Source organism: Halomonas sp. PGE1 (assembly GCF_013000985.1).
Taxonomy (GTDB): Bacteria; Pseudomonadota; Gammaproteobacteria; order Pseudomonadales; family Halomonadaceae; genus Halomonas; species Halomonas alkalicola.
Genome location: NZ_CP053032.1, coordinates 2,027,550 through 2,047,817, shown reverse-complemented (window position 1 = coordinate 2,047,817; position 20,268 = coordinate 2,027,550). Strand labels below are relative to the sequence as shown.

At 65.5% G+C, this 20,268-nt stretch carries 22 protein-coding genes and 4 tRNA genes; 11 read left to right on the top strand and 15 right to left on the bottom strand.

Going from position 1 to position 20,268, the window contains the following annotated elements:
- Positions 1-11 precede the first annotated feature (11 nt).
- On the top strand, positions 12-206 hold the full coding sequence (locus HIR79_RS09680; protein ID WP_119023679.1) for a hypothetical protein: 195 nt from the start codon (positions 12-14) through the stop codon (positions 204-206).
- 19 nt (positions 207-225) lie between these two features.
- A complete protein-coding gene (locus tag HIR79_RS09675) occupies positions 226-2,958 on the top strand; it encodes an ATP-binding protein (RefSeq protein WP_169958184.1) in 2,733 nt (910 codons plus the stop codon).
- Here the strand turns inward: HIR79_RS09675 and HIR79_RS09670 are convergent.
- The 3 genes from HIR79_RS09670 to HIR79_RS09660 all read right to left on the bottom strand — a co-directional run bounded on the left by HIR79_RS09670 (position 2,955) and on the right by HIR79_RS09660 (position 5,796).
- Positions 2,955-4,082: a DUF294 nucleotidyltransferase-like domain-containing protein gene (locus HIR79_RS09670; protein ID WP_169958183.1), complete on the bottom strand. Its 1,128-nt coding sequence runs from the start codon at positions 4,080-4,082 to the stop codon at positions 2,955-2,957. The two genes, HIR79_RS09675 and HIR79_RS09670, sit on opposite strands and share 4 nt — an antisense overlap.
- Positions 4,083-4,191: 109 nt before the next feature.
- Positions 4,192-4,491, bottom strand: a complete 300-nt coding sequence (locus HIR79_RS09665; RefSeq protein ID WP_119022460.1) for an HlyU family transcriptional regulator — start codon at positions 4,489-4,491, stop codon at positions 4,192-4,194.
- Between the two features lie 84 nt (positions 4,492-4,575).
- On the bottom strand, positions 4,576-5,796 hold the full coding sequence (locus HIR79_RS09660; RefSeq protein WP_169958182.1) for an argininosuccinate synthase: 1,221 nt from the start codon (positions 5,794-5,796) through the stop codon (positions 4,576-4,578).
- A gap of 179 nt (positions 5,797-5,975) precedes the next feature.
- Here HIR79_RS09660 and rnt point away from each other — a divergent pair, with 179 nt between their 5' ends.
- Entirely contained in the window at positions 5,976-6,644 is a 669-nt protein-coding gene (gene rnt, locus HIR79_RS09655; RefSeq protein WP_119022462.1) for a ribonuclease T, read from the top strand.
- A gap of 114 nt (positions 6,645-6,758) precedes the next feature.
- On the opposite strand, the gene HIR79_RS09650 is transcribed toward rnt, so the two are convergent.
- On the bottom strand, positions 6,759-7,094 hold the full coding sequence (locus tag HIR79_RS09650) for a Grx4 family monothiol glutaredoxin (protein ID WP_169958181.1): 336 nt from the start codon (positions 7,092-7,094) through the stop codon (positions 6,759-6,761).
- A gap of 170 nt (positions 7,095-7,264) precedes the next feature.
- Between HIR79_RS09650 and argF the strand changes: the two genes are divergently transcribed.
- Positions 7,265-8,185 carry an ornithine carbamoyltransferase gene (gene argF, locus HIR79_RS09645; protein WP_169958180.1) on the top strand — a complete coding sequence of 307 codons (921 nt, stop codon included), beginning with the start codon at positions 7,265-7,267 and terminating at the stop codon, positions 8,183-8,185.
- A gap of 130 nt (positions 8,186-8,315) precedes the next feature.
- Positions 8,316-8,621, top strand: coding sequence for a hypothetical protein (locus HIR79_RS09640; RefSeq protein ID WP_169958179.1), 306 nt, complete (start codon positions 8,316-8,318; stop codon positions 8,619-8,621).
- A 171-nt stretch (positions 8,622-8,792) separates the two neighbouring features.
- On the opposite strand, the gene HIR79_RS09635 is transcribed toward HIR79_RS09640, so the two are convergent.
- Positions 8,793-8,868 (bottom strand) — tRNA-Ala (locus HIR79_RS09635).
- Between the two features lie 184 nt (positions 8,869-9,052).
- Between HIR79_RS09635 and HIR79_RS09630 the strand changes: the two genes are divergently transcribed.
- The 6 genes from HIR79_RS09630 (at position 9,053) to HIR79_RS09605 (ending at position 12,688) form a co-directional block, all read left to right on the top strand.
- Entirely contained in the window at positions 9,053-9,700 is a 648-nt protein-coding gene (locus tag HIR79_RS09630; RefSeq protein ID WP_119022466.1) for a response regulator, read from the top strand.
- A gap of 68 nt (positions 9,701-9,768) precedes the next feature.
- A complete protein-coding gene (gene uvrC, locus HIR79_RS09625) occupies positions 9,769-11,583 on the top strand; it encodes an excinuclease ABC subunit UvrC (protein WP_169958178.1) in 1,815 nt (604 codons plus the stop codon).
- A gap of 67 nt (positions 11,584-11,650) precedes the next feature.
- The gene (pgsA, locus tag HIR79_RS09620) at positions 11,651-12,199 is read left to right on the top strand and encodes a CDP-diacylglycerol--glycerol-3-phosphate 3-phosphatidyltransferase (RefSeq protein WP_110070439.1); all 549 of its coding nucleotides are present in this window, start codon (positions 11,651-11,653) and stop codon (positions 12,197-12,199) included.
- 59 nt (positions 12,200-12,258) lie between these two features.
- Positions 12,259-12,333, top strand: a tRNA-Gly gene (locus HIR79_RS09615).
- Between the two features lie 34 nt (positions 12,334-12,367).
- A tRNA-Cys gene (locus HIR79_RS09610) sits at positions 12,368-12,441 on the top strand.
- Positions 12,442-12,602: 161 nt separating this feature from the next.
- Positions 12,603-12,688: transfer RNA gene (locus HIR79_RS09605), tRNA-Leu, on the top strand.
- 177 nt (positions 12,689-12,865) lie between these two features.
- Here the strand turns inward: HIR79_RS09605 and HIR79_RS09600 are convergent.
- The 10 genes from HIR79_RS09600 to HIR79_RS09555 all read right to left on the bottom strand — a co-directional run bounded on the left by HIR79_RS09600 (position 12,866) and on the right by HIR79_RS09555 (position 20,081).
- Positions 12,866-13,291, bottom strand: coding sequence for a hypothetical protein (locus HIR79_RS09600; protein ID WP_169958177.1), 426 nt, complete (start codon positions 13,289-13,291; stop codon positions 12,866-12,868).
- A 3-nt stretch (positions 13,292-13,294) separates the two neighbouring features.
- Entirely contained in the window at positions 13,295-13,852 is a 558-nt protein-coding gene (locus tag HIR79_RS09595) for a hypothetical protein (protein WP_169958176.1), read from the bottom strand.
- 10 nt (positions 13,853-13,862) lie between these two features.
- Complete coding sequence (locus HIR79_RS09590; RefSeq protein ID WP_169958175.1) at positions 13,863-14,051, bottom strand: hypothetical protein; 189 nt, start codon at positions 14,049-14,051, stop codon at positions 13,863-13,865.
- 4 nt (positions 14,052-14,055) lie between these two features.
- The gene (locus HIR79_RS09585) at positions 14,056-14,421 is read right to left on the bottom strand and encodes a hypothetical protein (RefSeq protein WP_169958174.1); all 366 of its coding nucleotides are present in this window, start codon (positions 14,419-14,421) and stop codon (positions 14,056-14,058) included.
- Between the two features lie 8 nt (positions 14,422-14,429).
- Positions 14,430-14,717 (bottom strand): hypothetical protein, encoded by a 288-nt coding sequence (locus HIR79_RS09580; RefSeq protein ID WP_169958173.1) that lies wholly within the window; start codon positions 14,715-14,717, stop codon positions 14,430-14,432.
- Positions 14,710-14,907 carry a hypothetical protein gene (locus HIR79_RS09575; protein ID WP_169958172.1) on the bottom strand — a complete coding sequence of 66 codons (198 nt, stop codon included), beginning with the start codon at positions 14,905-14,907 and terminating at the stop codon, positions 14,710-14,712. Before HIR79_RS09575 ends, HIR79_RS09580 begins: the two co-directional genes overlap by 8 nt.
- A complete protein-coding gene (locus HIR79_RS09570) occupies positions 14,900-16,336 on the bottom strand; it encodes a terminase large subunit domain-containing protein (RefSeq protein WP_169958171.1) in 1,437 nt (478 codons plus the stop codon). The genes HIR79_RS09575 and HIR79_RS09570 overlap by 8 nt, the downstream gene beginning before the upstream one ends.
- The gene (locus HIR79_RS09565) at positions 16,333-16,683 is read right to left on the bottom strand and encodes a hypothetical protein (RefSeq protein ID WP_169958170.1); all 351 of its coding nucleotides are present in this window, start codon (positions 16,681-16,683) and stop codon (positions 16,333-16,335) included. The genes HIR79_RS09570 and HIR79_RS09565 overlap by 4 nt, the downstream gene beginning before the upstream one ends.
- A gap of 505 nt (positions 16,684-17,188) precedes the next feature.
- Positions 17,189-17,716 carry a GNAT family N-acetyltransferase gene (locus tag HIR79_RS09560; protein ID WP_169958169.1) on the bottom strand — a complete coding sequence of 176 codons (528 nt, stop codon included), beginning with the start codon at positions 17,714-17,716 and terminating at the stop codon, positions 17,189-17,191.
- Between the two features lies 1 nt (position 17,717).
- The gene (locus tag HIR79_RS09555; protein ID WP_169958168.1) at positions 17,718-20,081 is read right to left on the bottom strand and encodes a phage/plasmid primase, P4 family; all 2,364 of its coding nucleotides are present in this window, start codon (positions 20,079-20,081) and stop codon (positions 17,718-17,720) included.
- Between the last annotated feature and the right edge of the window lie 187 nt (positions 20,082-20,268).

Below are 20,268 nucleotides of genomic sequence, written 5' to 3'. Positions count from 1 at the left end.
CGGCGGTCGGCATGAAAACCCCGCGCCTCGGCGAACGGCTCACCGCGCTGGTGCTGCTGGCCACGCTGCTGTTCACCCCCCCGCTGGTGCTGCTCTTCGACCGGCCCGCCGGGGGGCCCTCCTGGCTGCCGCTCTACCTGTTCGTGGCCTGGGCCGTGGTGATCGCGCTGGCCGCCTGGCTGCTCGAGCACCCTTCGGGAGAGTGACGATGACGGAGACCGGGCGATGAGGACCGATGCCGTGGTGCTGAGCGTCGCCTTCGGCTACCTGGCGCTGCTCTTCGTGATCGCCGCCTGGGGCGACCGCCGCGCAGAGCAGGGCCGCTCACTGATCGGCTCGCCGACGGTATATGCCCTCTCCATCGCGGTCTACTGCACCGCCTGGACCTTCTACGGCAGCGTCGGCCGGGCCGCCCAGTATGGTCCCAGCTTCCTGCTCATCTACCTGGGCCCGACCCTGGCGATGCTGCTGGCGCCCTTCCTGATCCGCAAGATGGTGCGCATCGCCAGCGCCCAGCGCATCACCTCCATCGCCGACTTCATCAGCGCCCGCTACGGCAAGAGCTCGAGCCTCGGCGCCCTGGTGGCGCTGATCGCGCTGATCGGCATCACCCCCTACATCACCCTGCAGCTCAAGGCGATCACCGTCAGCCATGCGGTGCTGGTCAACTATCCCCAGGCGCCGGAGCTGAGCATCGCCGAGGAGGCGTTCTGGGTCGACAAGTCCTTCTGGGTCGCCCTGGTGCTGGCGGTGTTCATCATCCTCTTCGGCACCCGCCACCTGGACGCCAGCGAACGCCACGAGGGCATGGTGGCGGCCATCGCCTTCGAGTCGCTGATCAAGCTGCTCGCCTTCCTCTCGGTGGGCCTGTTCGTGGTCTTCGGGCTGTTCCACGGCCCGGGCGACCTCTTCGCCCAGGTGGCGGCGAGCCCCGACCTGGTGGGGGCGATGGGGCTCGACGCCATTCCCGGCGGCGCCAGCGGCTGGATGGGCATGCTGGTGCTGGCCTTCCTGGCCTTCATCGCCCTGCCCCGCCAGTTCCAGGTGCTGGTGGTGGAGAACGTCGACGAGCGCCACATCAAGCGCGCCACCTGGCTCTTTCCGCTCTACCTGCTGGCCATCAACCTGTTCGTGATCCCCATCGCCCTGGCCGGCATGCTGCTCTCTGCCGGCGACCCGGACAGCTACGTGCTGACCCTGCCGCTCTCGGCGGGCTTCGAGGGACTGCCGCTGCTGGTCTTCATCGGCGGCCTGTCGGCGGCCACCAGCATGGTGATCGTCGAGACCATCGCGCTCTCCACCATGGTCAGCAACCAGCTGATCATGCCCCTGCTGCTGCGCACCCGGCGACTCCACCTGAGCAGCCGAGGCGAGTTGGCCGGCTGGCTGCTGGGCATTCGCCGGGTGGCCATCGTGCTGATCCTGCTGCTGGGCTACCTCTACCATGCCCTGATCGGCGACTCCTACAGCCTGGTGACCATCGGCCTGGTCTCCTTCGCCGCCGCCTGCCAGTTCGCCCCGGCGATGCTGATCGGCATGTACTGGCGCGGCGCCACCGGTCGCGGTGCCGCCCTGGGGCTGATCGCCGGCACCCTGATCTGGGCCTGGACCCTGCTGATCCCGGGCTTCGCCCAGTCGGGGTGGCTGGACGACGCCTTCCTGAGCGCCGGCCCCTTCGGCCTCGCGTGGCTGAGGCCCTACGCCCTGTTCGGCCTGGAGGGCTGGGACATCTACTCCCACTCCCTGCTGTGGAGCCTGACCGCCAACGTCGGCCTGCTGGTGGGCGTCTCGCTGTTCACCCGGCAGACCCCGCTGGAGCAGACCCAGGCGGCGCTGTTCACCGAGGCGATGCACCCGAGCCTGATGGAGACCTCGCTGTGGCACGGCCAGACCACCCGGGGCGAGCTGCGCTCGCTGCTCGACCGCTACCTTGGCGCCAACGCCACCGCCCGGGTCTTCACCGGCTATCCGGGGGAGGAGCCCACCAACGACCAGCCGGCCCCGCCGGAGCTGATCGCCCGGGCCGAGCAGGCGCTCTCCGGGGCGCTGGGCAATGCCTCGGCCCGGGTGCTGATCAACTCCGTGGTGCGCGGCGAGGCGCTGGACCTGGAGTCGATCCTGAGCATCCTCGACACCACCTCGGAGACCCTGGAGGTCAACCGCCGCCTGGAGCAGAAGTCCGAGGAGCTGGCCCGCGCCAGCGAGGAGCTGCGCGCCGCCAACGAGCGCCTGCGCGAGCTGGATCGCCTCAAGGACGAGTTCGTCGCCATGGTCAGCCACGAGCTGCGCACCCCGCTCACCTCGATCCGCGCCTTCGCCGAGATCCTGCGCGACAGCGGCGACCTGCCCGAGGAGAAGCGGGTCCACTTCCTGAACGTGGTGGTCAAGGAGAGCCAGCGGCTGTCGCGGCTGATCGAGGAGATCCTCGACCTGGCGCGCCTGGAGAGCGGCCGGCTGACCCTCAACCCGCAGAAGCTGGACCTGGTGGAGCTGACCCGCCACAGCGTCGATGCCGTGCACCATATGCAGGAGAACCGGGGGGTGGCGCTGGAGGTGCGCATCGAGGTCGAGACGGCGGCGGTGGTGGGCGACCCGGATCGTCTGGAGCAGGTGATCATCAACCTGCTGGACAACGCCGGCAAGTTCGCCGACGACGCCGACCCGCGGGTGCTGCTGCGCCTGGCCCGCCACAAGAACCATTACCGCCTGGCGGTGGAGGACAACGGCCCCGGCATCGCCGACGACGAGCGCGAGCGGGTGTTCGAGAAGTTCCACCAGATCCAGCGCCCCGGCGAAAGCCCCGAGAAGAGCCGTGGGCGCCCGCGCGGCAGCGGCCTGGGGCTGCCCATCAGCCGCGGCATCGTCGCCCACCTGGGCGGCCGGCTGTGGGTCGAGGACGCCCCCACCCTGGGCGGCGCTTGCCTGATCATGGAGCTGCCCGAGGCGCCCAAGGCCTAACCCCGCCTGGCGCGACGCTTCAGGGCCCTGATCTGCTGCAGGTCATGGCGCAGCAGCAGGCGCTGGTCCTCGCCGAGGCGCGACAGGTCGACCCAGCCATCGGCGCCCCGCCCCGACCTGACGCCACGGCACTGCTCCTCCAGCAGCAGCCCCTGCAGGCGCTCCAGCGCCGCGGTCAGGGCACGACTGGTCTCGGCGGGAAGCGCCTCCTTCAGCACCAGGACCGCCAGCCGCTCCCGGGTATCGACCTCGCGCACCCCATGGCGCAGCGAGAGCAGCCGGACGGCGGCCACCAGCGGCAGCACCGCCTGCTGCTTGAGGTTGATCGCCCGCTCATGGGGTGCCCCGTCGAGTGACCCCGAGAGTCGGCCAAAGCGGTCCAGAGCCACCGGCTGCTCGTCGAGCAGCGCGCCCATCTCGTCCAGGAAGAGCCCGGCCTGGGGCATCAGCCGCGCGACGCGGTCGGCCAGCGCCTCCGCCAGCGTGCCCTCCCCATGCACGGCCCGGAAGTCGAGCAGGATGTTGGCCTGCTGCACCCGCTTGACCCGTCGCCCGGCGGTCCAGATGGCCAGCTGTTCGCTCCATTCCGAGAGCCGCTTGCGCCACATGGGCCAGCGCGCCATCACATGGCCGCTGCACAGCGGGATACCAGCCTGGTCCAGCCGGTCGGTGAAGCGCTCGCCCAGCACCTGGAAATAGCCGTCGACCTCGGTGTGGCGGCTGTCCGGATAGTCGGCAATGATCATGCCGTTGTCCTGGTCGGGGCCGAGCAAGCTCTCCTGGCGAGCCCCGGAGCCCATCACGATGACGCAGTAGGGCACCGGCGGCGTGCCCCACCCCTGCCCCTCCATCTCGCTCAGGGCAAGCTGGATGGCGCGCCGGTAGAGCCAGTCATTGTGGTCGCTGATCAGCTGGCTGATGCGCCAGGCGGGCAGGTCGAGGCGCATCAGCGCCTCCGCCAGGCGAGGCTGCCAGGCGTGGGCCTCGGGCAGGGTCGGCGCCGGGCCCAGCTCGGCAAGGGCGTCGCGCAGCGGGGCCAGCAGCGGCGGCAGCCGCGCAGGGTCGGGATGCTCCTCGTGGGCGAACAGCGAACGCCACGAGGAGGCACGGTGAAGCAGGCGCATGACGACTCCGGGCTGCGGAAATCGATCCAGTGTAGCGGCGCGCCCGCCGAGGCACACTTGGGCGAAAGGGGGATGGCGGGAGCGCGCCCCGCCACGCCGGCGTTATCGGTCAGCGGGGCCGGAACATCCCCTCGCCCACCTCGTCGATGAAGCGCTGCGCCTTGCTGACCATCAGCTGGTCGCAGGCCTCGCGGCCGGGCACCATGTCGGAGCGTTCGAAGCGGTGCTCCTGCACCTCGCCGTCCTCCCCGGGCTTGCGGATCCAGCCGCTGACCCGGTACTGGCCGCCCTGGTCGGCGGGCTCGGAGATGATCTGGTAGCCCTTGTAGGCCACCGGTTCGGCGGCCGGCGCACTGCCCGGCGCCTTCTCGCCACCGCCGAACAGCCCGGACAGCAGTTTCTTCAGCATCGTGATTCTCCTGTGGCGTCTCTTCACCCAAGAACAGCGACGCCGGCATCAGCCGGCGTCGCATGCAGGTCGCGCAGGCGGGACTCAGTCCTGCTTGCGGCCCTTGCCGGCGGCAATACGCAGGCGCAGGGCGTTGAGCTTGATGAAGCCCTCGGCATCCTTCTGGTCGTAGGCGCCGGCGTCGTCCTCGAAGGTGGCGATGGACTCGTCGAACAGCGACTGCTCGGACTGGCGCCCCACCACGATGGCGTTGCCCTTGTAGAGCTTCATGCGCACCACGCCGGAGACGTTCTTCTGGGTCTCGTCGATGGCGGCCTGCAGCATGCGGCGCTCCGGGCTCCACCAGTAGCCGTTGTAGATCACCTTGGCGTACTTGGGCATCAGCTCGTCCTTGAGGTGGGCCTCCTCGCGGTCCAGGGTGATGGACTCGATGGCGCGGTGGGCCTTGAGCATGATGGTGCCGCCGGGCGTCTCGTAGCAGCCGCGGGACTTCATGCCCACGTAGCGGTTCTCGACGATGTCGAGACGGCCGATGCCGTTGTCGCCGCCCAGCTTGTTGAGGGTCTCGAGCACCTCATGGGGGCGCATCGGGGTGCCGTCGACGGCCACGATGTCGCCCTTCTCATAGGTCAGCTCCACGTAGGTGGGCACGTCCGGGGCGGTCTCCGGGGAGACGCTCCAGCGCCACATGTCCTCCTCGGCCTCGGCCCAGGGATCCTCGAGGATGCCGCCCTCGTAGGAGATGTGCAGCAGGTTGGCGTCCATGGAGTAGGGGGATTTCTTCTTCTTGGAGGAGAAGTCCACCGGGATGCTGTGCTCGTCGCAGTAGGCCATCAGCTTCTCGCGGGAGGTCAGGTCCCACTCGCGCCAGGGGGCGATCACCTTGACGCCGGGCTTGAGGGCATAGGCGCCCATCTCGAAGCGCACCTGGTCGTTGCCCTTGCCGGTGGCGCCGTGGGAGATGGCGTCGGCGCCGGTCTGGTTGGCGATCTCGATCAGGCGCTTGGCGATCAGCGGGCGCGCGATGGAGGTGCCGAGCAGGTACTCGCCCTCATAGATGGTGTTGGCGCGGAACATCGGGTAGACGTAGTCGCGCACGAACTCCTCGCGCAGGTCCTCGATGTAGATCTCCTTCACGCCGAGGGCCTGGGCCTTGGCGCGCGCCGGCTCGACTTCCTCGCCCTGGCCGATGTCGGCGGTAAAGGTCACCACCTCGCAGTTGTAGGTCTCCTGCAACCACTTGACGATAACGGAGGTGTCCAGGCCACCGGAGTAGGCGAGCACGACCTTCTTGACATCGGACATTCGGGGCTCCTCGATGAAAGCTAGGGGGTTGGCATCAGGGGAGGCAGTATAGCGCGCCATTGGCACGGCGAATACCGGCCCCGGGACGCCCGGAAGCCAACCTGCTAGACTTGCGCGGATTCGCCCCGGGTCCCCGCGGGGCGGGGCGACCGAGACCGAAAGACGCAAGGAGAGGGTGCATGAGCGAGGCGATCGCCCGCGAGCTGCTGGCACAGCGATTCCGCAGCTTCCTGCCGGTGGTGGTGGACATGGAGACCGGCGGCTTCAACGCCGAGCGCAATGCGATCCTGGAGATCGCCGCGGTGACCCTGACCATGGACGCCCAGGGCTTCCTGCTGCCCGAAGCCACCTACGCCTTCCACGTGAAACCCTTCGAGGGTGCCGACGTCGAGCAGTCGGCGCTGGACTTCACCGGGATCAGGCTCGACGACCCGCTGCGCCAGCAGGTGGCGCTCTCCGAGGCCGAGGCCCTGGGCGAGATCTTCCGCCCGGTGCGCAAGGCGATCAAGGCCCACGGCTGCACCCGCGCCGTGCTGGTGGGCCACAATGCCGCCTTCGACCACGGCTTCCTGAATGCCGCCGTGAATCGCTGCGGCATCAAGCGCAACCCCTTCCACCCCTTCTCCAGCTTCGATACCGCCTCGCTTGCCGGCCTCATCTACGGCCAGACGGTGCTGGCCAGGGCCTGCCGCGCCGCCGGCATCCCCTTCGACAACGGCGAGGCCCACTCGGCGCGCTACGATACCGAACGCACCGCCGAGCTGTTCTGCGCCATGGTCAATCGCTACAAGGAGCTGGGCGGCTGGTCACAGGCCCAGCGCGAGCAGGGGATGGACGAGGTGCCGTAGGCGGCAGCCGGCATGATTCGATCAGACGCATAAATAGGAAACCCCGCCGGCCATACCGACGGGGTCTCGTGAAGCCAGCTGGTGGCTCGACGCTGTCGCTGCTGCCTCGAGGGCTCAGGCGTCGTGCTGGTGCTTGGCGGCGGTTTCCTTGATCAGCTTCTCGAGCTCGCCGTTCTGGTGCATCTCCACCACGATGTCACAGCCGCCGACCAGCTCGCCCTCGACCCACAGCTGGGGGAAGGTGGGCCAGTTGGCAAACTTGGGCAGCTCGGCGCGGATATCCGGGTTGTCCAGGATATTGACGAAGGCAAAGCGCTCGCCGCAGGCCATCAGCGCCTGGACGGTCTGGGCGGAGAAGCCACACTGGGGCAGCTGAGGCGTGCCCTTCATGTAGATCAGGATGGGGTTTTCGCTGATCTGGCGCTGGATGTTCTCGAGGGTGGTGCTCATGGCGTCTCCCTATGGATGTCACGGATGACAGAGGTCGCGGATGGCGGCGCGGGGCAATACCCGAGCTCGACGGTAGGTCTTGGTGATCGCCCATTCTACTGATACGACGCGCGTTGCGCATCCCCCGGCGCCTGGCTAGGATGGTCGTTTTTTCCCGTGGAGCACGCCCAATGGCCACCCGCCACTTCCTGACCCTGCTGGACCTGAGCCAGGATGAGCTGCACTACCTCATCCAGCGCGCCATCACCATCAAGAACGAGCTGAAGGCCCAGGGGCCCCGCTACACCCCCCTGCCCAACCGCACCATGGCGATGATCTTCGAGAAGTCCTCGACCCGTACCCGGGTCTCCTTCGAGACCGCCATGGCGCACTTCGGCGGGCACGCCCTCTTCCTCTCCCCCCGCGACACCCAGCTGGGTCGCGGCGAGCCCATCGGCGACACCGCCCGGGTGCTCTCGGAGATGGTCGACATCGTGATGATCCGCACCTTCTCCCATGAAGGGCTGGAGGCGTATGCCGCGGCCAGCTCGGTGCCGGTGATCAACGCGCTGACCGACGACTACCATCCCTGCCAGCTGCTGGCCGACGTGATGACCTGGACCGAGCTGCGCGGCAGCGTCAAGGGCAAGACGGCGGTCTGGATCGGCGACGGCAACAACATGTGCCACTCCTGGATCAACGCCGCGCGTCAGTTCGACTTCCAGCTGCGCGTCTGCTGTCCGGAGGGCTACGAGCCGCGCCAGGATATCCTCGAGGCCGCCGGCGACCGGATCACGATCCTGCGCGACCCCAGCGATGCCGTGGTCGACGCTGACCTGGTCACCACCGACGTCTGGGCCTCCATGGGCCAGGAGGAGGAGCAGGCCAAGCGCGAGGCGGACTTCGCCGGCTTCCAGGTGACCGAGGCGCTGCTCGACCGCGCCAGGGCCGACGCCCTCTTCCTGCACTGCCTGCCCGCCCACCGCGGCGAGGAGATCAGCGAGACCCTGCTCGACGACCCGCGCGCCGTGGTCTGGCAGGAGGCGGGCAACCGCCTGCATGCCCAGAAGGCTCTGATCGAGTTCCTGCTGCTCGGTCGCGTCGACGGCTGATGGCCCCGGGTCCCTGTGGCGCTCCACCGCAGGGACCCGGCCCAAGCCCTGCCTTATACCTTTGTATAACCACGACCTTGGTAGTATAATGCGTCGCAGCACACCCCCTGAGTGACAGGAAATGCGACACATGATGATCGACGCTTCCCCTCTCGCCGGCATGCAGCGCAGCCTGCGCCAGTGCCTCTCCCACATGGCGGCTCTGCTCTACCACCATGGCCACGTGCTGGAAACCGTCTCCATCCCCCATCGCGGCCTCGACCGCCAGGATGTGGCACACCTCTCCCGCTCTTCCAGCGAATGGCAGACCTGCGAGAAGGTGCTGGTCAACAGCGAGGCGGCCTCCTGGAACGAGCACAACCGATTGGTGCTCACCCCCCTCGGGCGCGAGCTTCTGTTCGACATGTTCGGAGAAGGCGCCGCCGACTGCGCCTGAGCCCTGACCGCCAGTGACGCCAGAAGCCCCGCCCGGCATCGCCGCGGCGGGGCTTTCGCATCGTAGAACGCCCCGCCTGGCGACGCCCACGGCCGCAACGCCTGCCCGCCCACGCGGACAACGAAAAACCCCCTGGCGCATGACGCCAGGGGGTTTTTCGTGATGTCTTGTTGGTGGAGCCTAGCGGGATCGAACCGCTGACCTCAACACTGCCAGTGTTGCGCTCTCCCAGCTGAGCTAAGGCCCCACACCGTCTCGCCTTGCGAGAACGAGGCAGATATTACGCGCTGATACCGGGTTCGTCAACCCCCTCCATCTCTCCCCCGAAGGATGCTTTCCACCTGCACCGAAGTTGTGCCACTCTTTGGGATGAGACACCTCGTCTCTCCCCACCTTTTCCCTACCAGCCCATTCGCTCAGGAGCCGCCGCCTTGATCCGGGTACTGATTGCCGATGACCATCACCTGGTGAGGACGAGCATCGCCCACCTGCTGAACGCCGAGGAAGACCTCAGCGTGGTCGGCGAGGCCTCCGACGGCGAGACCGCCATCGCCGAGACCCGCCGCCTCTCCCCCGACGTGGTGCTGATGGATATCCGCATGCCGGGGATCGGCGGCCTGGAGGCCACCCGCAAGATCCACCGCACCCAGCCCGACACCCGCGTGCTGGTGCTGACCGCCTGGCTCGAGGAGGCCTTCGCCCAGCGACTGCTGGACGCCGGCGCCTTCGGCTTCCTGAGCAAGGACTGCCAGCACGAGGAGATGGTGGCGGCCATCCGCGGCGTCTTCCACGGCCAGCGCTACGTCAGCCCGGAGGTCGCCCAGCGGCTGGTGCTGTCGCGCATCGATGCCGCCGACAACCCCTTCGACCAGCTCTCCCAGCGCGAGATGCAGGTGGCGATGATGATCGTCAACTGCCAGAAGGTGGCCGACATCTCCGACCGGCTCTTCCTCAGTCCCAAGACGGTGAACACCTACCGCTACCGCATCTTCGACAAGCTGGGCGTGCAGACCGACGTCGAACTCACCCACCTGGGGCTGCGCCATGGCCTGGTGGAAGGCTTCGCCAGCGTGGAGTGAGCCGCCCCGACCTGCCGTCCGGCCTGATCTGCTAGGATGGCACTCCCGTCCGCGACCGCACCGCCTTCATGAGCTTCGATCATCGCCACTTCCTCGGCACCGTCAGCGAATCCCCGGGCGTCTACCGCATGCTGGATGCCCGGGGCGAGACCCTCTATGTCGGCAAGGCCCGACGCCTCAAGGCGCGCCTGGCCAGCTATTTCCGTGGCGCCCTGAACGCCAAGACCCAGGCCCTGGTCTCGCGCATCGCCGACATCCAGGTCACGGTGACCAACAGCGAAACCGAGGCGCTGCTGCTGGAGCAGACCCTGATCAAGGAGCTGCGCCCGCCCTACAACATCCTGCTGCGCGACGACAAGTCCTATCCCTTCGTCTTCGTCACCGACCGCCACCCCTTCCCGGCGCTGGAGTACAAGCGTGCCCGGGCGCGCCGCGACGACGGCCGCTACCTGGGCCCCTACCCCAGCAGCCTGGCGGTACGCGAGAGCCTCTCGCTGATGCAGAAGATCTTCCGCATCCGCAACTGCGAGGACAGCGTCTTCGCCCACCGCACGAGGCCCTGCCTGCAGTATCAGATCGAGCGCTGCAGCGGCCCCTGCGTGGGCCTGATCGGCGAGGCGGAGTACCGGCGCGACCTGGAGCACGCCGTGCAGTGCCTCGAGGGCAGAAGCGAGCAGGTGACCGGCGAGCTCACCGCGGCCATGGAGGCGGCCAGCCAGGCGCTGGCCTTCGAGGAGGCCGCTCGGCTGCGCGACCAGATCCAGCAGCTGCGCCAGCTCCAGCAGCGCCAGTTCGTCGATACCGGCGACGGCGATGCCGACATCTTCGCCCTTGCCACCCGCCCCGGCGCGCTGTGCATCTCGGTGCTCAGCGTGCGTCACGGGCGGCTGCTGGGGGCGCGCCACCATGCCCCCGCCAACGGGCTCGACCTGCCCGCCGAGGAGCTGCTCGCGGAATTTCTCAGCCAGTACTACCTGGGCCAGGACAACGAGATTCCCCGCGAGCTGATCACCAGCCACCCCCTGGCGGATCGTGCGCTGATCGAGGCGGCGCTCGGCGAGCGCGCCGGCCGGCGCGTGCGGCTCACCGACCGGGTGCGCGGCCACCGCGCGCAGTGGCAGTCCCTGGCCGTGACCAACGCCGAGCAGCAGCTCGCCAGCCAGCTGGCCAGCCAGGCCCAGCTCACGCGGCGGTTCGCGTCGCTGCGCGAGGTGCTGGGCCTGGCCGAGACCCCTGCTCGCCTGGAGTGCTTCGACATCAGCCACAGCCACGGCGAGGCCACCGTGGCCTCCTGCGTGGTGTTCGACCAGAACGGCCCGCGCAAGTCCGACTATCGCCGCTTCAATATCGAGGGAGTGGCCGCCGGCGACGACTACGCCGCCATGCGCCAGGCGCTGACCCGACGCTTCCGCCGACTCACGGACGGCGAGGGGGAGCGCCCCGACGTGCTGCTGGTGGACGGCGGCAAGGGCCAGCTCAACCTGGCCCGGGAGGTCTTTGCCGAGCTCGGGGTCAGCGGCATCGCCCTGGTCGGCGTCGCCAAGGGCACCACCCGCAAGGCGGGCCTGGAGACCCTGTTCCTCGAGACCGCAGATCGGAGCCTGGACATGGATCCGGCCTCGCCGGCCCTGCACCTGATCCAGCACGTGCGCGACGAGGCGCACCGTTTCGCCATCACCGGCCATCGCACACGCCGCGACAAGGCGCGCCGCACCTCCACCCTGGAAGGCATCCCCGGCGTCGGGCCCAAGCGCCGCCGCGAGCTGCTGCGCTTCTTCGGCGGGCTGCAGGGGGTCAAGCAGGCCAGCCGCGAGGAGCTGGCGCGGGCGCCAGGCATCAGCGCCACCCTGGCCGAGGCGATTCATCGCGCCCTGCATGGATGAAGTCCGCCAAGGGGGATAGAATGAGCGGGCGCTCGGCACCACCCACCGGCAAGGACAGCGTCACGCAATGAACATCCCGAATCTCCTCACCCTCGCCCGTATCGGCTTCATTCCGCTGCTGGTGGTGTTCTTCTACCTGCCCTTCTCGTGGAGCATGCCGCTGGCCGCCGGCCTGTTTGCCCTGGCCTCGATCACCGACTGGCTCGACGGCTACCTGGCCCGGCGCTGGGACCAGGCCACCCCCTTCGGCGCCTTCCTCGACCCGGTGGCCGACAAGCTGATGGTGGCCGTGGCCCTGGCGCTGATGATCGAACGCTACGAGGCGGTCTGGCTCACCCTGCCGGCGCTGGTGATCATCGGCCGCGAAATCGTCATCTCGGCGTTGCGCGAGTGGATGGCGGAGATGGGCAAGCGCGGCAAGGTCGCGGTCTCCTGGATCGGCAAGGTGAAGACCACCCTGCAGATGGTCGCCATCTTCCTGCTGCTGGCCTTCGCCCCGGGCACTCCCATCGCCCATCTCGCCGTGGCCACCCTCTACGTGGCGGCCGTGCTGACCCTGTGGTCCATGGTGCTCTACCTGCGCGCCGCCTGGCCGCACCTCAGCGATTCCATGTGAGGGAGTGCAAAAGCGTTTGACAGTCACCGACTTATCCGTATAATTCGCTCTCGAGTCAGGCGGGAATAGCTCAGTGGTAGAGCACAACCTTGCCAAGGTTGGGGTCGCGAGTTCGAATCTCGTTTCCCGCTCCATCTCCCCTCGGGAGATGAACATCTGACTCAGTGAGGCTGGATGGCAGAGTGGTCATGCAGCGGACTGCAACTCCGTGTACGCCGGTTCGATTCCGACTCCAGCCTCCATTTCCCCCTTTTTTCTGCTCGACACCGTGCCGCCCGGATGGCGAAATTGGTAGACGCAAGGGACTTAAAATCCCCTCCCCCTTCCTAAAATCCCTTTCGTTTCAGTAATTTGCCGGCAACAGTCGAAGCGGTGCATCACTGGTGCAGCAGATAAAAAATTTGCGAGCGTGGCGGAATCGGTAGACGCCGGAGACTTAAAATTTCCTGACCTTTGGTCGTGTGGGTTCGAGTCCCACCGCTCGCACCAGCCCGAACTCCTCACATTGCCCAGCCGCTCGCCACTCAATCCCAGCAGCAGCGCGACCTCCAGGCGGACAGGCACGAAAATACGGTCGTCAGCCGGCGGGTGCCGTAACGGTTCGGCGTAATTACATAAAACGTAATGCGTAACGGCCGGCGCGGACGCGCCTGAGCATCAAGACGACTACTTCAGCGTGATCGGCACAGGCTTGCCGCGGCGCTTTTGCTTCTCTCGCCACGCGCCCAGCCGGTAATCGTCGTGCACCTCGGGCACAGGGCGACTCATGGCGCTGGCATCGAAGCGCAGGCCCAGCTCGAGGCCACGCTCCATCGCATCGCCCACACGTTGCGGACAGGCATCCAGCGGCCGGCACAGGCGGCCCAGCAGCCGCCTATCACCGCGCAGGTCGGCTAGTGCCTCACCTCCATCATTGTGGGCAGACTTACCGCGCAGGGCGGCGCTTGCGTCGGAGTAGTAGACGCGGATGCTCGCCAGCCAGATCTCAGCACAAGCTCGGGCCAGCTCCTGCCGGCCCTCCTCGCCGTCGGCGTTGATAGGGTGCTGCTGGTCGTCCCACCAGCAGGCGTCCGCCTCCAGGGCAGCGGTCATGCCTCATGCCACCTTGCGGGGGTCACCTAGTTGAGTCGTCAGGCGCAGCCGCTGAAGCGCAGCGACTTCTAGCAGCGGCTCTGCCAGGTCTTGCAGCTTGTCCACCTGCGCAGCCGTGGCGCCCACCTTGTCGAAGCCAGTGTGGCCCGCTGCCTGCCGCCCCTTGGCGATAACATCGGCGCAGTCGAGCGCATCCTTGGCAGCGGCCAGATAGGCGGCGCGGGCCGTCTCTGCCAGCTCGAGGGCCTTCTCGAGTGCAGCCCGGTCACCTTCAGCGCCCTCGATGGCGTCCTGGGCTCGGCGGCGCTGGATGGCATCGCCCAGCCGACGAAACAGGTTCGAAAGGATCTCATTCATCGCGCCCACCTCTTGGCGCTGGGCCTCGAACTCGCGGCGCTGGGCCATGCTGGTGGCCTGGGCTACATCGGGCAATTGCTGTGCGTTCAGGGTGCGCATCTCGCTACTGATACCGTCCTGAGCCGCCCTCAGCTCCTCCACGGTGGTTTCAGGATCTTGCAGCAGCTCATTGGCCTTGATGATGCCGTCGGTGTCTTGGGTCATGTCGTTTACCTCAGTGAAGTCGGGTGCCGGCAGGGCGTTTTTCGGTGGTGGATGCCAGCGTTTCGGTCAGCCGGCGGATCTCCACCACAGCCTCCTCGAGCCGGGCGGTATATTCGCGCTCGAGCCGGTCATGGTGTTGCTGGATCAGGTCGAGGATCTCCTCAGCCGTGGCGTTGTCTTTGCAGTCGGGGCAGCTCATGGCCTCACCTCCAATTGGCGGTAATGCGCTGGCCGGCGGTAGTGCCTGCCACGGCTTCGGCCGCATAAGCCAGAACCGGATCGGTCGCCGGGTCGCCTAGCCTTACGGTGCCGTCGCCATTGGATGCCAACGGGGCATCGCGCTCCAGGGTCTGCCCAGCAGCCGCCAGCAGATAGAGAACATCGCCAGATGCCGGCGCCTGGGCCAGTGCGATCTCCCCAGCGTCGTAGCCGTTCAAGGCGAGGTAGGCATAGGCGTTGCCGGTATGGGCCACCAGCTCGCCGTTGCTGGCCTGGGTCAGTGTGTGACGCTCCAGGGCGATAGCGGCCGGGGCTTCGATGCGCTCGGGAATGCGGGTCGGGTCAATCATGTTTCACCTCAGTCGGTCGGCAGGTTGCTGTAGTGGTCACCACCAGGCGCGGGCGTGTCGTCGCCGTCCGGCAGGGTGTCCCACTCGTCACCCTTGGGCAGCCCATCAAAGTGCCGGCTCGGGTTGGTCAGGTCTGCCGGGTTCAGCTTGCGGCCGTTTGAACTGGCGTTCGCCTTCAGCTCATTGGCCACAGCCTCACCAATGGTCGGTGCGATCATTTCAGCCACACGGGCGGCGATACGCTCCAGGGCCTTGTCGGCTTTGGCTTGGTTGGCGGTCACGAACTCTTTACTCATGGTCTTGCGCCTCCTGGGCGCGGTAGTGAATCAATTTCAGTTGGTTGGCTGTCAGGTTGAGCGATTGCAGCCACTCGCCGGCCGTCTGTCCTGCCAGCGGGTATTCAAAGTCGAGTCCCATCGACCATAGGACCATCCAGGCATCGGCGGCAGGCGCCTCGCTGGGCATGTTGATTAGGTCGTCACGCATGGGCGAATCTCCAGCGTTTGGGCAATAGGATGCCGGCGGTTGAACGCTTGACCTTGGTCCCGCCGGTAATGGCGCCCATCGCAGCGTTGGCCGCATCATCATTGCCACCTCGGGGGTGGTCGACACTATCGCGCCCGCCGGATCTCGAGCGGCGCTCCAGGTTGGCGAGCTGGTTTAGCAGGGTCTCGGAGTCCAGCAGCTCGGCACGCTTGGCGGTCAGCCGGGGCAGGGCGTCGAGGTATATCTCGGAGCGGTTCATCTCGCTGGGAAGGTACTTCAGGCCGGCATCGGAGAATTGCTCCGTTACCCATGCCGCCCCGTATTGGTCGCCTCGAACTTCGGTGATGCCGTAGCGGCGAAGGTCAGCGGCGCAACGCTCTACCGCATCAGCGGGGCTAAATGGCGGTTTGATCTCGCCTAGCCGGTCGAGAATGTCGATTCCATCCTCGGTATGGGCCACGGCCCAGCAGAAGGCGTCAGAACGGCCGCCGCTGACGTCCACAAAGGCGCGGTAGCGGTGGGCATGGTGTGGCGGGCGCTCAGTGATACCGGGCGTTACCAGGGCCTCGAGAACGTCACGGGAGACGTAGCTGGCTACATCGTCCCTCCAGGTCGCCATATATTCGGCGCGCGCTGCGGCTTCATCCTCTGCAAGTGCTTCATCTACTACCGCCTGGGGCAAGCGGGGATTAAGGCGTCGGCTCGGAGCCTGCACCACAAGGCTCGGGGCGTCGGCCTTGCTGAAATGGCGCTTCCATTTCTGGTACATGACGCCTTGCCGCGCATGGGGCGTCGATATGCCTAGCATTAGCCCATCGGTCAGGGATAGCGCGGGCTCGGCAGCTCTCAGGATCTCCACATCGGGGGAAGCGCCCTCGAGGTGCCAATGGCACAACTCGTCGGCCACCAGGCAGGCGAACGAACGGCCGCGAATCGAGCGATGCGAAGCGGTCATCACCGTAAGCTCTGAGCCGTTGGAAAGCTCGATGCCCTCGGATCCATCTTTGACCACCAGGGCGCGCAGCATGGGCGACGCCTCGATGCCGCCCCGAATGTACCGGAGCGCCTGGGACGCCTGCCGGCGGTCAGCAGCCACCAGGGCGCCCACGATCAGCTCACCTTTCGATGCAATGCCGCTCCAGTCGCGCAGGGCGGTTTCGTACAACGTCAGGGCGGCGGCCATTTGTGTCTTGCCACCACGGCGGCCACACAGCAGGTAAGCGGCGCGGCTGGGCTTCATGGGCATGGGCCGGCCGGTCAGCTCTCGCCACACCTGGGCATCCTTGGCGGTCATGGGCAAGGCGTACATGCCTTTGACGATGGCCAGCCAGGCATCCCAGCTCCCTTCATGGACTCCCGGCAGCATCGGAGCCAGCAGGTTGTCATCGGTCAGGGCGGTGATGGGGTCCACCAGGGCGGGCGCGGTCATGGCCTAGCCTTCAGGTAATCGTGAAGGTTCGGCACGTCGCGGGCCTTACGCTCGAGGCCCAGCTTGGCGAGGATGCCTTGCAGCCCATTGGCGGCCTGTACCCACTTGCCCACGTCGAACTCCTGCCCCTGGGCCAGTGCCACCTCCTGAGTCTCGAGCCAGTAGGTCAGCCACAGCGCTCGCTCCACCAGCAGCCGTTGGGCCAGGCTCAGGCTATCGGCACCGCCTAGGTCGCTGGTCATCTCGGCATAGCGGCTGCGCATGGTCTGGGCAATGCCGGTGCGGCCGTCCAGCTCGGACAGCCAACCGGGGGCGAACTTGTCAGGTGGGGCGTGAAGCTTGGCCATATCGGCGGCCTATGTCGTGGGTATCGGCGTGCTTTGTTGCACCTATTGATACACAGCATAGCTGTCATTCAATAAAGTTTAAATATAACAGTAACTTGAATAGCTTGTACTAGGGACTAAATATCCCTTTGCGGCGTTCTGGCGCTGGTTGGTGGGGGTACTGGGGTTGGGTGGCCGGCAGCGTCGGGGCGTATATGGAAACGTTTTTCATAAATGTGGAGGCATCCTTATACGCGACTCCCCCTTTTCCGTTTGGGGCGGGAATGGGCTCTCGTTTGAATCGTGAGCCTTGCCACCAGGGACGGAAGGGACGATAGGGACGCCTGATTTCACATTACCCCTACTCCACAAAAATCATTCTTCTCTGCTCAGGGACGGTTATATGTGTCCCTATATAGTTCTCACTGCCTACGCGGAATGTCGAAACGTCCGTCCCTTGCGTCCCTTTGCGTCCCTGCCCTGCCCCAGAAACTAAAAAGCCCCGCTCGATGGCGGGGCTCTCACTTCACGATGCTCGACGTTCTCGCTCTACCTGCGCTGCCATCCATCGCCCAGCATCAAAGGCTTCACCAGGAATGATCCGCGCAACAAAGGGAAGTCGGGCGCCTTTCTTCGTGGTACTGCCGATGACGTCGGTATCATTCATTGACTTCCGCCATGCGCTGAAACCGAATCGCTGATAGTACGGCTTCAACCTTGGATGGCAGGCTAGTTGCAGGTAGCGGTATCGTTTTACCGCCTCCTTCACCAGCACGCTGCCCACCCCACACCCACGGGCCGCCTTCCCGACGTACAGCCAGTGCAATCTGACAGCAGCCCCCCTTTTCTTAGGGGTCAGGATGGCGTAGCCCAGCAGACTGCCGTGATATTCAGCAGCCAGTACCGTGACTCCCGTTTCGGGCAGCGCATACACATACGCCATCGCAAACCGCTCGGCTCGCTCATCAGCGGTTAAGTCATCGTACTCGTCCATCGCCATATGCATCATGAGGTTGTAACGATGATCCCTTTCAGTGGCCTCAATAACTCTCATGTCATGCCCCCACGAACTCGCTAAAGATCCGCTCACACTTGAGCCCCTGGACATTGCGGACGCCATTAGACTTCCGGCTCTCATAGCCGAGCACCTTCAGGCGATCCAAGAATGACCGCTGGGTCAGCTTCTTGTGAATACCGTTGTCGTCTGCCCAACTCTTATAGGCGTTGAACAGCCGCTGTGGCGGTATCCGGCCGCCCTCCTCCGGCTGGCATTCAGCCTCGACGAACTGGGCCACTTGATCCGCTTCAAGGCGCCAGCGGTCGCGGGCAGCTTGGCAACTGCTGGGCATAGTGAAACCGAACAACAGCGCTTCGGCATATGCGCAGAGTGCCAGGTTCAGAATACCGGGCAGCTCCTCGAGCAACTTGTCCTTCAACTGCGGATCACAGTTGCCCAGCTCCGGCTTGAACGTGTTATTGAACTCCACCACCATGGCACGACGAAACAAGGCGTCGGAGAAGTCACGGGTATGCGGCATATGGTTGGTGCCGAACCAGCACGTCGAGAAAGGACGCATATCGAACGGGTCTTTGAACTTGTGTTCAACCGTAGTCGGCTCGCCGGAGACAATGCCCTTCAAGCTCGCGTCGTCGATCATCTCGCCTTGCTTGATCTCCGTCACGATGTTGGCCAGCTTGCCGAACAGGTGTGCTCGCTGAAACGAACGGTCGAACTGTGACGGTTGTACGCCGGCCACGTTGGGCGAGCCCAGCAGCCCTTCCAGCACGGACAGCAGGACGCTCTTTCCGTTGGCACCGCTGCCCACCAGAATGATGAAGCGTTCATGGCGACAATGGGCCATCAGCGAATAGCCGATCATCTCGAGCACCGCCTCGCGCTTCTCCTTGGCGTCGGGGTCGCCGTTGAAGACGTCCATCATGAACTTCTCGAACTGCGGGGCCTTCGCCTCGGGGTCATACGCCACGGGTATCTGAGTGGTGCGGTAATGCTCCCGGTCGTGCGGCACTAGGTGCCAATTGCCAACCTCGAGCACCAGCTCGCCATTCAGCGTGTTGACGCATTCAACCGGCCCGACGTCGAACTCATGATGCGGCTTGAAGACTTCCGTCTTGAACAGGTCGACCACACTATCGACGGTGTTCTTCCGAACGCTCTCGACCTTGCCGGCCATGTAGTGCTGAGCCCACTGCTTGATGCTCCGGTCTTCCTGCTTTTGCCAGACGCCGGTATTCATCCAGCGCCAGACAAACGCATGGGCCGCGATCACGTTATCTCGGCCAACTTCATCGGCCAGCCCTTGCGCCAATGCCAAGTCGTCAACGTCATCATCTTCAACCGTGGCCCTCTCAGCAGCGGCCATGGCGCTGAAGGGGAGCCCGGTCTGGCGTTTGATGACCTCATGAACGCGGCGCTTTTGAATCGGCTTCAGTGTTGCCGCTGCCTCGACAACCGCCTCGATCTCCTCCGGTGCGGTGTCCTTGCCGAGAGCCTGGGCCTGGGTCAGAACGTCATCATAGGATGCCCGTTCAATACCAGCATCAGCAGGCATCCCATTGTCACGCGCCCACTTCATGACACTGCCGAACGTGATTCCGGATCTCCGGCCGAGTGACTGCCACTTTCGCCAGTCCGTAGCCGAGTCGTGCTTTCCGCTGTGCTCGCTCCACTCGCTGAACAGCTCGTAGCCCTCGCCTTCCGTCTCGTCATGCACGGCCATCATGATGCCCATATAGGTCGGGCCTTCGCCGTCTTCATACTCGAGGTCTTCATTAGGAATCCACTTGAGCACCTCGCGGATGCGCCCAGCCGTGGCCGGCGGGTAATCGCCTTTGCCACTGGGCGGCTTCGCTTCTACCTTCAACAGCGCCAGCAATTCAGGCGGGCAGGGCGTTAGGTCACATGGGTTTCCCTTCTCGCTCTCATAGGCCAAGCCTGACTTATGCATGCTGCTGGCGCCCACCACAAAGCCCGATGACTTGAAGTCGATGCCGGGATAACCTTTGAGCATTCCTTTCAGGTCGCTGCCTGACGGCCGCGTGAACTCGATATGCCAGCCACCACCCCCAGTGGCGACCACATGGCCGGATTCAGCTTTGAAGTCTATCCCGGTGTCTTTCACCAGCTTGGCATAGGATGCTTCCCCTCCGTTGCGAGGATCTACGTCGATAACTAGCTGGTCATCAATGACAACGCCGAAGCCGGTTTCGAATTGCCCGGCAGTCTCCATGTTGTCTATCTGCTCGTCTGACCAATGCGGCGAGTTTTGCCAGCCTGTAATGCGCGGGTGTTTGCCCACATCTTTGCATTCATGCCGGCCACAGCCGCACTTATTTCCGACAATGGGCCACAGCGGGAAGATTCGGCGGCCCGATTCAATGTAGTCATGCAAGTTGCCCATTACTTCGCCCCCCGCTCAGCACGACGCCTCGCCTTAGCAGCAACTCGACGCATCTTGCGATTAGCGGCATGGTCTTCGCCGATGACGTCCACAGAATCGGGAATGTTGCCCTTCCAGGCTTCCATTTTCTGGCGCTTATAGAGTGCAAGACTTTTACTCATTGCCTCGCCCTCCCTGCTTGAAACTC

Coding starts and splice junctions, on each gene's coding strand:
- HIR79_RS09680 (WP_119023679.1), top strand. CDS start 12: ATGAAAACCCCGCGCCTCGGCGAACGGCTCACCGCGCTGGTGCTGCTG.
- HIR79_RS09675 (WP_169958184.1), top strand. CDS start 226: ATGAGGACCGATGCCGTGGTGCTGAGCGTCGCCTTCGGCTACCTGGCG.
- HIR79_RS09670 (WP_169958183.1), bottom strand. CDS start 4,082: ATGCGCCTGCTTCACCGTGCCTCCTCGTGGCGTTCGCTGTTCGCCCAC.
- HIR79_RS09665 (WP_119022460.1), bottom strand. CDS start 4,491: ATGCTGAAGAAACTGCTGTCCGGGCTGTTCGGCGGTGGCGAGAAGGCG.
- HIR79_RS09660 (WP_169958182.1), bottom strand. CDS start 5,796: ATGTCCGATGTCAAGAAGGTCGTGCTCGCCTACTCCGGTGGCCTGGAC.
- rnt (WP_119022462.1), top strand. CDS start 5,976: ATGAGCGAGGCGATCGCCCGCGAGCTGCTGGCACAGCGATTCCGCAGC.
- HIR79_RS09650 (WP_169958181.1), bottom strand. CDS start 7,094: ATGAGCACCACCCTCGAGAACATCCAGCGCCAGATCAGCGAAAACCCC.
- argF (WP_169958180.1), top strand. CDS start 7,265: ATGGCCACCCGCCACTTCCTGACCCTGCTGGACCTGAGCCAGGATGAG.
- HIR79_RS09640 (WP_169958179.1), top strand. CDS start 8,316: ATGATGATCGACGCTTCCCCTCTCGCCGGCATGCAGCGCAGCCTGCGC.
- uvrC (WP_169958178.1), top strand. CDS start 9,769: ATGAGCTTCGATCATCGCCACTTCCTCGGCACCGTCAGCGAATCCCCG.
- pgsA (WP_110070439.1), top strand. CDS start 11,651: ATGAACATCCCGAATCTCCTCACCCTCGCCCGTATCGGCTTCATTCCG.
- HIR79_RS09600 (WP_169958177.1), bottom strand. CDS start 13,291: ATGACCGCTGCCCTGGAGGCGGACGCCTGCTGGTGGGACGACCAGCAG.
- HIR79_RS09595 (WP_169958176.1), bottom strand. CDS start 13,852: ATGACCCAAGACACCGACGGCATCATCAAGGCCAATGAGCTGCTGCAA.
- HIR79_RS09590 (WP_169958175.1), bottom strand. CDS start 14,051: ATGAGCTGCCCCGACTGCAAAGACAACGCCACGGCTGAGGAGATCCTC.
- HIR79_RS09585 (WP_169958174.1), bottom strand. CDS start 14,421: ATGATTGACCCGACCCGCATTCCCGAGCGCATCGAAGCCCCGGCCGCT.
- HIR79_RS09580 (WP_169958173.1), bottom strand. CDS start 14,717: ATGAGTAAAGAGTTCGTGACCGCCAACCAAGCCAAAGCCGACAAGGCC.
- HIR79_RS09575 (WP_169958172.1), bottom strand. CDS start 14,907: ATGCGTGACGACCTAATCAACATGCCCAGCGAGGCGCCTGCCGCCGAT.
- HIR79_RS09570 (WP_169958171.1), bottom strand. CDS start 16,336: ATGACCGCGCCCGCCCTGGTGGACCCCATCACCGCCCTGACCGATGAC.
- HIR79_RS09565 (WP_169958170.1), bottom strand. CDS start 16,683: ATGGCCAAGCTTCACGCCCCACCTGACAAGTTCGCCCCCGGTTGGCTG.
- HIR79_RS09560 (WP_169958169.1), bottom strand. CDS start 17,716: ATGAGAGTTATTGAGGCCACTGAAAGGGATCATCGTTACAACCTCATG.
- HIR79_RS09555 (WP_169958168.1), bottom strand. CDS start 20,081: ATGGGCAACTTGCATGACTACATTGAATCGGGCCGCCGAATCTTCCCG.